Origin of the sequence: Methylophilus sp., assembly GCF_052437885.1 — a bacterium.
GTDB lineage: Bacteria > Pseudomonadota > Gammaproteobacteria > Burkholderiales > Methylophilaceae > Methylophilus.
Genome location: NZ_JBQVPB010000013.1, coordinates 46,766 through 59,281 on the forward strand (window position 1 = coordinate 46,766; position 12,516 = coordinate 59,281).

The window sequence follows — 12,516 nt, forward strand, 5'->3', positions numbered from 1 at the left end:
CCAGCCTGGCTTACCAGTGCTGAATCACCAGTTTCAGCCTGACGTCCTGCTGTTGCAAACGGGTGGTGTAGGGTAGCGAGGCAGGAGTGCCATTCAGGGTTGCGGCCTGGTAATCCTCATATTCGATACGCCAGTCGTCCTGCGTCAGCGTGACGGGTTCACCGCTGGCGAGATAGCTGGCCTGGTAAGGGCTGGCACCATGCGGGATACCCAGTATCCACTGGCTCAGGCCTGCCAGCGGCAGGCGCCAGCCCAGCAGACTCTCGGTCAGGCTGGCGACATCGTTGGCATGGTGCTGCTTGCCATTCTGGTCGGTCAGCGTCACCGATTGCGCGGTGCGATGTATCAATGCCACCTGTTGCCCCAGCGGGCTGAAGATGCGCATATGATCTTCCTGCCCTGTATGTTGCCACTCCAGCCTGGCGGTATAGCCTTTGCCGCTGTATTGCACCGCCAGCTTGGCTTGCAGCGAGAACTGCTGCACGGCCGCCAGGCTCTGCATGCGTTGCTGCGCAGCACTATTGGCGGTCTGGCTCACGGGTGGTTTGGGCAGCGTGCTACAGGCAGCCAGCGTCATCGCTAACAGGCAGGTAGCCGCCATTCTGCCCCAAGTCAGGGGCGTAGCCAGGTGCAGCATGTGCATTACAGCTTGGATTTCAGTTTTTGCGCGGTGGAGGCCAGCACTTCGTTATCAGGGTTGGCAGACAGTGCCTTATCCAGGATCTGCTTGGCTTCTTCATGCTGACCCTGTTTCCACAACACTTCGGCCAGATGCGCGGCGATTTCCGGGTCTTGCTGGATAGCGTAGGCGCGACGTAATTGTTCAATGGCATGGCCGATGTCGCCTAATCGGTAGTAAACCCAGCCCAGGCTATCCATGATGTAATGATCTTCTGGGGAGAGCCTGGTTGCCGTTTCAATCAGGTTTTTGGCTTCAACCAGGTTGATGTTACGGTCAGCATAGGAATAACCCAGCGCATTATAGGCAGCAGCAAAATCCGGCTTCATCTTGATGACTTTGTTCAAGGTGTCTTCCATCGCCTTGAAGTTGCCCACGCGCTCTGCATTCAGCGCGTAATCATATAAGAGCTCAGGGCTGTCAGGATACTTCTGCACCGCTTTTTCCAGCAGGGCATAGGCTTCGTCAGTGCGTTTGGCCTGGTTGAGCATCAGGGCCTGGTTCTGCATCACCAGCGTCTGCTGCTCGGCGCTTAAGCCATTGACGTTATCCAGCATGGCGATCGCAGCATCGACACCATCACGGCGCGAGATGATGGAAGCGGCCGCCAGCCGGCCGGCCAGGTACTGCTCGCCATCGCCTATCTTGTCGAACCATTGCAGGGCACGCGCATCATCGTGCTGTTCTGCAGCCGAACGGCCTAAATTAAAGTAGATGCGGTTAGGCTCTTTAAAGCCTACGTCCAGTGCATGTTGCAGATAGCGGTCGGCAAACTCATATTCTTTGGCATCCAGTGCCAGCAGGCCGACAATGACATTCATTTCCGGGTTGTTCTGGTGTCTTTCCACCAGTTTGGTGAACTCGACTTTGGCATCGGTGGTGTTTTTCTGGATGAGCAGGGTGCGCGCCAGTGCCAGTCTGATCTGGTCAGCATCGGGGTGCGCATTGAGGAACTCGCGATAGTAGGCGATGCCTTTTTGCGGGTCTTTCTCGCTCAGCATCTGGCCGCGGATCTGCGCCGGGGCTTCCCAGCCTGGACGCAGCTTGGAAGCTTGTTTCAGCTCTTTTTCCATCAAGGATTCATTGCGGGCGAAGTAGGCCGCCTGCGAGATGGCAAAGTGGGCTTCCGGCAGTTTAGGGTAAGGCTTGGCCAGCAGTTGTATGGTTTCCAGCACGCTGTTTTTATCAGTCACGCGCATCATCAGGCTGTTGAGTTCCATAAAGGCATTCGGGCGTATGCGCTCATCTGCCAGCACCTTCTGTATGTTAGGCACCGCTTTTTTCAGTTCGCCATTGGCGATCAGCAACTGGCTGGCTGCTTGCGCGGCGGGGATAGAGTCAGGCAGCAGCTCTGACCACAGTTCTGCCGAAGGCAGGGCCAGTTGCGGTGCGCGGGCGATGGTCGCCGCCTGTGTGGCGCGCTCAGCCAGTAACGGGTCGCGTGTCTGCTTGGCTAGATCGAGGAACAGCTGGCTGGCCAGCACGAACTCACCGCGCTGGGCGGCCACTTCACCCAGCAGGTATTTGTAGACGAATTCTGCAGTCGGCGTGGTCATGGTGGCGGTGCTGCTCGCAGACCAGGCCGGGGTTACCATTAACGCAAGCCACAGCGCCAGCGCCGGGCGGCGCAATAAGGTAGGTTTGAGCTTGAAATGGCTGGTTTGAGGCATACTGAATTCCTGTTTAATAAGTCTGGTAATGGCGGTTGCAGAGACTGCCCCTAAGCGGGCTAAAGTGAGGTTGAATTTTAGTTTAGTCCGTGACAGTTGGTGCAAGTTCATCCATAATGTGCGATTTGTAACTGAATTGTAATTGGCGTCTTGATGCAGGTTAAAACGTCGTGTATGTCACTATAACTTTTTGGTGAAAACTTTGTCTAGGAATTTACTCTGGGATTTACTGACAGGTATTGAATTCTGCCGGTCACTAGCATCAGTTCCAGGTATGCCCGAGTCAGCAAGTGTGTGGAAGAATTATGGCAAATTTGACAGTAGAAGCAATTGAGTTAACCCGTTTTTATGGCGGTCGCGCCGCGGTGAGCGATGTGACTTTCAGCCTGCAGCAAGGGCAGGTGTTAGGTTTTCTGGGCCCGAACGGCGCCGGTAAATCCACTACCATGAAGATGCTGACCGGTAATCTTGCACCAAGTGCCGGCAGTGTCAAAATCTGTGGCATCGATATGATAGAAAGCCCGAAAGAGGCCAAGGCCCTGATAGGCTACCTGCCCGAGATGCGCCCCTTGTATAAAGAATTCACAGTAGACGAATACCTGACCATTGCCGCACGCCTGCACAATGTCGCCGGCAAGCATATTAAAAAAGCGGTTGAGCATGCCAAAGAGCGTTGTGGTCTGACGCATATGAGCAAGCGCCTGATCGAGAACCTGTCCAACGGTTACCAGCAGCGCGTGGGCATCGCCCAGGCCATTATTCATAACCCTATGGTGGTGATCCTGGATGAACCCACCGTAGGCCTGGACCCTATCCAGATCCGCGATATCCGCGCCCTGATCAAGGAGATAGGCCAGGAACACAGTGTGATCGTGTCTACCCATATCCTGCCGGAAGTGGAAATGGTGTGCGACCATGTGCAGATCATTGATAAAGGTCAGCTGGTGTTCAATGGCGGTATCGATGTGCTCAAGCAACAGCGCATAGGCAACAAGCTGCTGGTCGGTTTGCGTCAGTCACCGGATATCGCGCAACTGTTGGCGATCGCCGGTGTGGCAGAGGTCGAAGCGGCCGATGGTTTATGGCGACTCCGCTTTCAGGAAGGCAGCCAGCCTCACGAGGCCATCGTGCAGGCGGCGGTGCAACATGGCTGGGGCCTGTATCATATCGCGCCTGACCAGACCAGCCTGGAAGACGTGTTCGTCCAGCTCACCTATCATGACGCCATTACGCCGCCTGAACTGCCTCAGGCGGCTTAAGCTGACTGTGTCTGCTCAGCTAATGTTGCCTACATGTCGCAAGCCTAATTAAAGTTGAAAGACCTCCAATGTTGAATATTGCAAGAAAAGAACTCCAGAGCATGTTCGCCTCACCGATGGGGTGGATCATCCTGGCGGTGATCGCCGCCCTGTTTGGTAATTACTTCTCCAATGGCGTGACTGACTACCTGGATGTCGCCTCCGGCGCCATCCGCCCGGCGGAGCGGTTTGGCATCACGCAGGCGGTCTCGCAGAGCGTGTATGGGTCGGCCTCTTTTATCATGCTGTTCGCAGTGCCCTTGCTTTCCATGCGCCTGATCGCGGAAGAGCGCCGTAGCCAGACCATGCCATTTTTGTTCAGCTCGCCGCTATCGATCACCGACATCGTCGTCGGCAAGTTTTTAGGTCTGATGGCTTTTCTGGCCACTCTCATTCTGTATATAGGGCTGATGCTGTCTACCCTGAACCTGTGGTCGGATATTGATTTTGGCTACATTGTGGCGAATACCATAGGCCTGTTTTTGCTGGTAGGCAGTTTCTGTGCACTGGGGATCTACTTCTCCAGCCTGACTTCGCAGCCTATTATTGCCGGCATCCTGAGTTTTATCTTTTCTTTTATATTGATGATACTCGGACGTTTTTTCGCCAATGACCCCAGCAATATCGCTGGCCAGTTTTCTTTTTCCACGCATTTCCAATCGTTTGCCAGCGGGCTGATCGATACGGCTGACCTGGCCTTCTTTATATTGTTTATCGTGACATTTTTGACATTGACCATCCGTCGCCTGGATGCAGATCGTCTGCGCGGTTAACGCGCACTGATTGAAGTTTGAAAGCATTATGAAAATTAATCGTAAGTTAAGATTGCAGCTGCTGGCACAAAACTGGATGTTTGTGCTGGTGTTTCTGGCCCTGGTGGTCATGTTGGGCTATCTAGCCAGCCAATACCGCTGGACCAGGGATATCACCCAGGCCAACCGCAATATCCTGACTCAGGGCAGCGTCAATGTGCTCAAGCAAATGGAGGGTGATATCAATATCACCGTCTATGCCACCAAGGATGATGCCAGCAATGGCGATACTTTCCGCAAGGGCATGCTGGATTTCGTCGCCCGTTACCAGCGTGAAAAGAAAAATGTCTTTATCACCTTTGTGAACCCGTCCGAAGAGCCCAAGCTGGCGCAGGAAGCGGGTGTCAAGGTCGATGGCGAAACCGTAGTGCAATACAACAAGCGTAGCGAGCACATTAACCCACCGTTTGCCGAGCAGGAGATGACTAACCTGCTGGTACGTCTGTCGCGCACCAATAACCAGCCTGTCATGTACCTGGATGGGCATGGCGAGCGCTTGCTGCAAGGCGTCAAGAACCACGACCTGGGCGAGTTTGGCAAACAGCTGGAGAGCAAAGGCTTTAAATTTGCCAACCCGGACCTGACCATCGCCCAGGATGTGCCAGCCAACGGTGCCATGCTGGTGATCGCATCACCGCAGGTGGATGTGAGCGCGGTGGAAGCCAAAAAGATAAAAGCCTATATCGAAGCCGGTGGCAATGTGCTGTGGTTGCTGGACGACGACAACCTGCACGGCTTGCAGGAAGTGGCGGACTACCTGGGCATTAAAGTGTCACCCGGTATGGTGGTGGACCGCACCGCCGAGCAATACGGTGCTGACCCGAAAATGTCATTTGCCAACAGATATGGCGATCACCCTATCACGCGCAACTTTATGTTACGCACGGTGTTTCCCGAAGCGCATGAAGTCGATGGCCGCGCATCAGATGACCTGGGCTGGAAAGTCGGGCGACTGATAGATGTGGCGCAGAATGGCTGGCTGGAATCCGACAAGATACCTGCCGGTGCGCAAAACCTGAAAGTGCGTTTTGACCAGGGCAAGGATAAAGCCGGCCCTATCAATATCGGCGTGGCGCTGGAGCGTCAATATGGTAAAAAAGGGCAGCGCGTGGTGGTGGTAGGCAATGCCAATTTCCTGGCCAATACCTTTATTACCAATGGCGGCAATCTGGATCTGGGTATCAATATCATCAACTGGCTGGCAGGCGATGACCGCCTGATCACTATCCAGCCTATGCCATTGAAAGATATCAATATCAATATTCCTTCCGGCTCTATCGCCGCATTGATCGTCGGCTATGGCACGCAATATGTATTGCCGGTAGTCATTCTGATTGCGGGGATGCTTTTGTGGTGGAAACGCCGCAAAGCCTGAGTTTGAATCGTTAAAGTCGTATCGCGGACGGAGTCGCTTGCAATGAAAAAAAGATGGATATTGAACCTGTTGCTGTTGGCAATGGTGGTCGGCATTGCGGTTTTCCTGCACCTGAAACCGCAGGAAAAAGCCGCCAGTCCCAGGTTCGAGGTGTCTACTCTCAAGATGGCCGATGCCCAGTCATTGAAAATCGAATTCCCGGCCAAGGCAGCGACGGTGTTTGAGCGGCAGGATGCTTACTGGATGATGCGCAAGCCGTATGCCGCCCGCGCCGATCAAATGTCGGTACAGCGTGCCCTGTCTATCATTGCCGCTTCCAGCGCGACCAAACTGCCATTGCAGGACCCAGCCAAATACGGGCTGGACCAACCTGAGTTAAGAGTGACTTTGTCCGGCAAGCAGGGGGAGCATGTGTTCAGTTTCGGCACCCACAACCCGGTCAGCGAAGAGCAATATGTGGGCTATGCCGGTCATGTGTTTTTGCTGTCAGGGCAATATAGCGAGGCGGCAAGCACACAAGCGATTGAAATGATAGACAAGACGCCACTATCCCCGTCCGAGCGCAAGCAGCTGGCAGGCTTTGACCTGGCGCATCTGGAACAATGGGAAGAGAATGCACTCAAGGTGCAACTGGCCAGTGATGGCAAATGGTCGGCCAATGACCCCAGGGCCAAACCGACCCAGAACGAGATGAACGAGTGGCTGGATTTTACCTGGGCACAAGCCCAGGCCACTTCTGTAGAAGTGTACACGCCGGACCGCAGGCAAACCTATCCTTCATTCGAAGTGCTGCTGCGCGACGGCAAAAAAGTGCATTTTGATAAAATGCAGGAGTCGCCGGAGTATCTGCTGGCCCGCCCGGATGAAGGCATTATTTATCACTTCCCCAATGATGCGGGTTTCACCATGGTTAACCCGCCGGTGAATATCCACGCCCCCAAGAGCAAATAAGCGCCATGCCTGAATTACCCGAGGTAGAGGTCACGCGCCTGGGTCTGCTGCCGGTACAGGGCGCGCGCATCAGTGTAGTCACTATCCGTCATCATGGCCTGCGCTGGCCTATCCCCGCCGACCTGCCACAGCGCCTGCAAGGCCAGCGGGTGTTGCAGTTAAAGCGGCGGGCCAAATATATCCTGATCGAAATAGGCGATGTCAGCGACACTGGCGAGCCGGTCTGCCAGGGCGTGCTGTTACTGCATTTGGGCATGTCCGGGCGCTTGTGTCTGCTGGAACGCTATTTCGCGCACGAGAAGCATGACCATGTCGATATCGCGTTTGAAGATGGGCGGGTGATACGCTTGCGCGACCCGCGCCGCTTTGGCGCAGTGCTGTGGCTGGACCAGGAGCCAGCGCTACACCCTTTGCTGAGCAGCCTGGGGCCGGAACCGCTGGATGCTGCCTTTGATGGCCATTACCTGCATCAGCAATTAAAGTCACGCAATGCGGCGATCAAGACTGGCATCATGGATGCGCATATCGTGGTCGGTGTCGGCAATATCTACGCCAGTGAGTCTTTATTCCGGGCGCGTATCCACCCGGAAACGCCTGCCAAAAAGCTGACGCTGGCGCAATGCGAGTTACTGGTCGCGGAGATCAAGGCCACCTTGCAGGCAGCGCTGGCAGCCGGCGGTAGCAGTTTGCGCGATTTTTTTGGTGCCGATGGCAACCCTGGCTATTTCCAGCAGACCTATTATGTCTATGGCCGCACTGGTGAGCCTTGCCGTGTCTGTGGCCAGCTGATCAACTGCATCAGGTTAGGCCAGCGTTCGACTTTCTATTGCGCGACCTGCCAGCCGCGCACATTTGCCTGACTCGCGTTCTTATTCAGCGCTGAGTTTTGCAACACTTGTCTACATCAGCCCGCGCGCAGCAAGCCTGATCCGCTATCGGTATCGCCGTCCGGTTTGATGCAGTTACGCCCGGCATGTTTGGCTTCATAAAGATGGTGGTCAGCGCGTTCCACCACTTGCGCGAAAGCTTCACTTTGCTGCATCTCGGCCAGCCCGGCACTGATAGTCACCCGGACGACATGGTTGTTAAAGTGGAACTGCAAACCGGCCACTGCGGCACGGATGATCTCGGTGATGCCCCTGGCGCGGTCCAGATCACAGCCGGCCAATAGCAGCAGGAACTCTTCACCGCCCCAGCGGCAAACGATATCTTCCTCACGCACATGCGATTTGATCAGCTGTGCGATGCGGGTCAGCACCAGGTCACCGGCCTGATGGCCGTAGTTGTCGTTGATCAGCTTGAATAGGTCTATATCCAGCAGCACCAGTGAAAGCGATTCGTCTCTGCGCCGGCAGCGTGACACAGCCTGTTTGAAATAGAACTCAAACACCTGGCGGCTGGTCGCGCCGGTCAGTTTATCCTGGGTGGCCATCGCTTCCAGTCTTTCATGGTAGCCACGCACGGCAATATGCGCCAGCAGCAGCACGATCACGCTGATCACCAGTGCCACCGCCATATTGATGATGAAGGCGGTTTCAATGCGGTCAGAGCTCGGGTCGTTGACCTGTTCTACGATCAGGTACCAGTCAAACTCGGGTACCAGCCTGCTATTGAGGTATAGCGTGCTGCCACTCTCGGTTTTCAATGAAAAAGAGGCACTGGGTGAAGTCAGTATTTTGACAAAGGCTTTATCCAGCGCGGCCTTGTTTTTGGTGTGCAGCTCGGATTGATACTGGCTGCTGCGCAGCATGACTTCGCCCTGGCGGTTGACAAAATAAATCTCGCGGCCGTAGCGTTTCTGGTAGTTCTCTATCAGTTCCACCACCGATTGCAATGCCAGGCCCACGCCTATGATGCCTATGAAGTTGTTGGATTTGTCCTCGATGCGATAATTGACAAAAATGCTTAAGCGGCGCTGGTCTGCGGTATCTCTATCGATATTGATGACATACGGATGATGCGATTTTTTGGCTTCAAAATACCAGCTTTCGTCCTCATGGGCTTCCGAGACCTTTTTCAGCACCCCGCTAGGGTGATAGTAAAGCCTGGATTTTTCCGAGATAAAGAACGCGGTGATGGTGTTATATTTTTTCTGGATCTGCGCCAGATAACTGGTCATTTTACTGGCGTCTTTTTCGCCATTGTTGACCCAGTCAAACACGAATACATCATTCGCCATCAGCGAAGAGATCAGCAAAGGTTGCAACAGGTCACGCTGGATCTCGGAGTAGATATTATCGCTGGTCAGTGGCAGCATCTCTTGCTGCAGGCGCTCGGTGAGCGAGTCTTTGGCGACAAAGTAGCCGATCAGGCTGGTCGCCAGAAAGCCCGTCAAGACAATGACGCTAAGAATAATGATGTAAAAGCGCTTGTTAATTACCATAGAGATACTTGCTGCGTGAAAAAACGATTCCCGGCATTATCAAGAATGCCACCCATTTTTATTAACTGGAACAATCACTGGTTTAAACGGTAATTCATCCATTGGTCAATTGAAATCAATGGAAGTTTATATTATTACTGGCAAACTGCTAGTCGGCATGCCGGCGTGAAGCATGTTCATGCAGGTATCCATGCGGTGCTTGCGGGCTGCCGCCCAGTTTTTGCGGCAGTAATGAACCTATCACCATGGCGATGGCGCTAACCAGTAATCCCAGCAATTGCGCCGGTACCAGGCTAGCTTCACCTACCAGCACTTCTACCAGTACCCAGCTGCCTACGCCGAGGATGATGGCAGCCAGCGCACCCTGGCTGGTCGCGCGCTTCCAGAAGGCGCCGAACACCAGCGGCACAAAGGCGCCAGCCAGGGTGATCTTGTAGGCGCTTTCTACCATGCCAAAAATGGATAGCTCCGAGTGTAATGCATAAAACAGCACCATGGCGGCAAAGCCGACCAGGCACAGGCGCATGACGCGCAGGAAAGCACGGTCGTTCATGTCGGGCATAAAGCCCTTGACCACGTTTTCGGCAAAGGTGACAGAAGGGGCGAGCAGGGTCGCCGATGAGCAACTCATGATGGCGGACAGCACCGCGCCAAAAAAGATCGCCTGCGCCAGCAGTGGCGTGTGGGTCAGCACCAGCGTCGGCAGTACCCGTTGCGAGTCGGATTCAACCAGTGCGCCAAACGTGGCCGGGTCTATCAGGGTGGCCGCATAGGCGATAAACATCGGCACAAAGGTGAAACAGAAATAAATGCTGGCACCTAGCAGTGAGCCCCACAGGGCGACATTGGCGGTTTTGGCTGAAGTGATACGCTGAAAAACATCTTGCTGCGGGATAGAGCCCAGCATCATGGTCAGCCAGCCACCGAGAAAGGTCAGCCATACGCTCCAGTTGGTCGATTGCGGGAAAAAATGCAGTTTTCCGGCATTGCGCGCATGCTCTATCACCGGGGTGACGCCGCCGGTTTCGCCTGACACTATGCTGGCGATATAGAGCAGGCCGCCGATGACGACTATCATCTGCACGAAATCGAGAATGGCGACGGACAGCATACCGCCCAGGGTGGTGTAGGTGAGTACGATCACGGTGCCGACTATCATGCCGTGATCTTCAGAGATATAGCCATCGCTGACCAGGTTGAATATCAGGCCCAGCGCCTTGATCTGCGCCGCGACCCAGCCCATGTAGGAAACCACGATGGCAATAGTGGTGAGTATCTCTACCGTGCGGTTATAGCGCATGCGGTAAAAGTCACCCAGGGTCAGGATATTGAGTTTGTACAGGCGGCTGGAGAAGAGGATACCGGCAATGATCAGACACATGCTGGAACCGAACGGGTCGGCGGCAATGCCGGTCAGGCCTTCACGCACAAAGGTGGCCGAGACGCCAAACACCGCTTCGGCGCCAAACCAGGTGGCAAACACGGTGGCGGTGACTACCGGCAGCGGCAGATGGCGGCCCGCCACTGCGTAATCTTTGGTGCTGTGAACGTTTCTGGCAGCGACCAGGCCTATGCCGATAGAGACCAGTAAATACGCCATGACAAACCAGATCAGCACTGTCCGTTTCCCTTATAGCCGTTGCAAACGGCAGATTTTAAAACAAAACTGCCTGCCAGGTAGCGTTTCTTTCACCCGATAAATAAGAAAAGCCTGATTTTCAGGCTTTTCCGGCATGCATTTAGCGTGGTAGCGCAAAATCAGGCTTTTCGGCATGCATTTTGCGCGACACGGCACTGCTTAGTTAAGCAACAGTAGCAGCAGGCTGCTGGCCTGTAATACCACCAGTACCACGATCACGGTGATCAGCCCTTTTTGCCAGGTAGCCTGTTTGCGCTGGGTGACCAGCATGGCGTCAATATGGCTTTGCTGTTTTGCAAACTCGCTCTGGTTGCGCAAGTACTGCTCGAATAGTCTGGGGATCTCTGCCGCATGCGCCAGCACATAGGGCAGCTCGTGTTTGGCCGATTTGATCAGCCTGCGCCAGCCTATCTGCTCGCTCATCCAGCGTTTGAGAAAAGGTTTGGCGCTGTGCCACAAGTCGATGTTAGGGTCCAGCTCGCGCCCCATGCCCTCGATATTGAGCAGGGTCTTTTGCAGCATGATCAGCTGAGGCTGGATATTGACGCCAAAGCGGCGTGACATCTGGAACAGGCTGAGCAGGGTGCGGCCAAACGAGATGTCCTTGAGCGGTTTCTCGAAGATAGGTTCGCAAATGGCACGGATGGCGGTTTCCAGGGCCTCTACATTAGTATCCGCCGGTACCCAGCCGGATTCAATATGCGCCACTGCGACATCGCGGTAATCGCGGTTGAAAAATGCCAGGAAATTACGCGCCAGGTAATACTGGTCTGTGGGCGACAGGCTACCCATGATGCCAAAATCCAGCGCAATGAATTTGCCTTTATCCGGCCCTTCAGTCACCACCTGGATATTGCCAGGATGCATGTCGGCATGGAAAAAACCATCACGGAACACCTGGGTGAAAAAGATCTCGACCCCTTCATGTGCCAGTTGCGTGAGATTGATGCCGGCCGCTTTCAGGGCGTAAGTGTCGCGCACCGGCGTGCCGAACATGCGTTGCATGGTCATCACCTGTTTGCGCGAATAATCCCAGTACACCACAGGCACCAGCAGGCGTTTGTCACTGAAGTTACGGCCCAGTTGCGAGCACTGTGCGGCTTCCAGCGTCAGGTCCAGTTCATGCTCGGTGTGGCGCGCAAACTCCTCCACCATTTCATCCGGCTTCAGGCGCCGACCTTCGCTGGAGAGTTTTTTTACCCACCAGGCGATGGTGCGCAGCAAGGCGATATCCCTGTGGATGATGGCAGCGATGCCAGGGCGCAAGACTTTGACCGCCACCTGTTCACCACTGTGCAGGCTGGCAAAGTGCACCTGCGCCACCGAGGCACTGGCGACCGGCACCGGGTCAAACTCGGCATAAGTGCTCGCCAGCGGCGCGTTAAAGGCCTGGATCAGGATCGCTTCTACCTGGCTGAAGGCGAACGGCGGCACCTGGTCTTGCAGTTTGGTCAGTTCATCTGCCACATCCGGCGGCAGCAGGTCACGGCGGGTAGACAGCATCTGGCCGAATTTAACGAAGATGGGGCCCAGTGTCTCCAGCGCCAGTCTTAGCCGGATCGCCCGTTGTTGCGGTGCGCTACGCCAGAAGAAAAACAGGTTCAGCAGGCGTGGCAGCAGGTTGGGTCTGTCTTCACGTACAAAAAAGATATCCAGCCGGTACCAGATGAATACACCGATGATATGAAAAAAACGAAACCAGTGCATGT

General features: G+C 54.8%; 10 protein-coding genes. 5 read left to right on the forward strand and 5 right to left on the reverse strand.

The window, feature by feature from the left end; all coding sequences use genetic code 11:
• Positions 1-10: 10 nt before the first annotated feature.
• Together lolB and ACT6RZ_RS12755 are read right to left on the reverse strand one after the other, a co-directional pair.
• Positions 11-637, reverse strand: coding sequence for a lipoprotein insertase outer membrane protein LolB (gene lolB, locus ACT6RZ_RS12750; RefSeq protein WP_444702477.1), 627 nt, complete (start codon positions 635-637; stop codon positions 11-13).
• Positions 638-642: 5 nt separating this feature from the next.
• Positions 643-2,349, reverse strand: a complete 1,707-nt coding sequence (locus ACT6RZ_RS12755) for a tetratricopeptide repeat protein (RefSeq protein WP_444702478.1) — start codon at positions 2,347-2,349, stop codon at positions 643-645.
• Positions 2,350-2,654: 305 nt separating this feature from the next.
• On the opposite strand from ACT6RZ_RS12755, the gene ACT6RZ_RS12760 reads away from it, so the two are divergent.
• The 5 genes from ACT6RZ_RS12760 to mutM all read left to right on the forward strand — a co-directional run bounded on the left by ACT6RZ_RS12760 (position 2,655) and on the right by mutM (position 7,645).
• Entirely contained in the window at positions 2,655-3,608 is a 954-nt protein-coding gene (locus ACT6RZ_RS12760) for an ATP-binding cassette domain-containing protein (RefSeq protein ID WP_444702479.1), read from the forward strand.
• A 68-nt stretch (positions 3,609-3,676) separates the two neighbouring features.
• Positions 3,677-4,420, forward strand: coding sequence for an ABC transporter permease (locus tag ACT6RZ_RS12765; protein ID WP_444702480.1), 744 nt, complete (start codon positions 3,677-3,679; stop codon positions 4,418-4,420).
• 28 nt (positions 4,421-4,448) lie between these two features.
• Entirely contained in the window at positions 4,449-5,834 is a 1,386-nt protein-coding gene (locus tag ACT6RZ_RS12770) for a GldG family protein (protein WP_444702481.1), read from the forward strand.
• Positions 5,835-5,876: 42 nt separating this feature from the next.
• On the forward strand, positions 5,877-6,785 hold the full coding sequence (locus ACT6RZ_RS12775; protein WP_444702482.1) for a DUF4340 domain-containing protein: 909 nt from the start codon (positions 5,877-5,879) through the stop codon (positions 6,783-6,785).
• A 5-nt stretch (positions 6,786-6,790) separates the two neighbouring features.
• Positions 6,791-7,645: a bifunctional DNA-formamidopyrimidine glycosylase/DNA-(apurinic or apyrimidinic site) lyase gene (gene mutM, locus ACT6RZ_RS12780; RefSeq protein WP_444702483.1), complete on the forward strand. Its 855-nt coding sequence runs from the start codon at positions 6,791-6,793 to the stop codon at positions 7,643-7,645.
• Positions 7,646-7,689: 44 nt separating this feature from the next.
• On the opposite strand, the gene ACT6RZ_RS12785 is transcribed toward mutM, so the two are convergent.
• The 3 genes from ACT6RZ_RS12785 to ubiB form a co-directional block, all read right to left on the reverse strand.
• Positions 7,690-9,168 carry a sensor domain-containing diguanylate cyclase gene (locus tag ACT6RZ_RS12785; RefSeq protein ID WP_444702484.1) on the reverse strand — a complete coding sequence of 493 codons (1,479 nt, stop codon included), beginning with the start codon at positions 9,166-9,168 and terminating at the stop codon, positions 7,690-7,692.
• Between the two features lie 148 nt (positions 9,169-9,316).
• Entirely contained in the window at positions 9,317-10,786 is a 1,470-nt protein-coding gene (locus ACT6RZ_RS12790; protein WP_444702485.1) for a sodium:solute symporter family protein, read from the reverse strand.
• Between the two features lie 180 nt (positions 10,787-10,966).
• Positions 10,967-12,514, reverse strand: coding sequence for a ubiquinone biosynthesis regulatory protein kinase UbiB (gene ubiB, locus ACT6RZ_RS12795; RefSeq protein ID WP_444702486.1), 1,548 nt, complete (start codon positions 12,512-12,514; stop codon positions 10,967-10,969).
• Between the last annotated feature and the right edge of the window lie 2 nt (positions 12,515-12,516).

What these genes read in the sequence shown, in the direction of transcription:
- ACT6RZ_RS12785 (WP_444702484.1), bottom strand. Translation starts at nt 9,168, where the DNA reads ATGGTAATTAACAAGCGCTTTTACATCATTATTCTTAGCGTCATTGTC.
- ACT6RZ_RS12765 (WP_444702480.1), top strand. Translation starts at nt 3,677, where the DNA reads ATGTTGAATATTGCAAGAAAAGAACTCCAGAGCATGTTCGCCTCACCG.
- ACT6RZ_RS12760 (WP_444702479.1), top strand. Translation starts at nt 2,655, where the DNA reads ATGGCAAATTTGACAGTAGAAGCAATTGAGTTAACCCGTTTTTATGGC.
- ACT6RZ_RS12755 (WP_444702478.1), bottom strand. Translation starts at nt 2,349, where the DNA reads ATGCCTCAAACCAGCCATTTCAAGCTCAAACCTACCTTATTGCGCCGC.
- mutM (WP_444702483.1), top strand. Translation starts at nt 6,791, where the DNA reads ATGCCTGAATTACCCGAGGTAGAGGTCACGCGCCTGGGTCTGCTGCCG.
- ubiB (WP_444702486.1), bottom strand. Translation starts at nt 12,514, where the DNA reads ATGCACTGGTTTCGTTTTTTTCATATCATCGGTGTATTCATCTGGTAC.
- ACT6RZ_RS12770 (WP_444702481.1), top strand. Translation starts at nt 4,449, where the DNA reads ATGAAAATTAATCGTAAGTTAAGATTGCAGCTGCTGGCACAAAACTGG.
- lolB (WP_444702477.1), bottom strand. Translation starts at nt 637, where the DNA reads ATGCTGCACCTGGCTACGCCCCTGACTTGGGGCAGAATGGCGGCTACC.
- ACT6RZ_RS12775 (WP_444702482.1), top strand. Translation starts at nt 5,877, where the DNA reads ATGAAAAAAAGATGGATATTGAACCTGTTGCTGTTGGCAATGGTGGTC.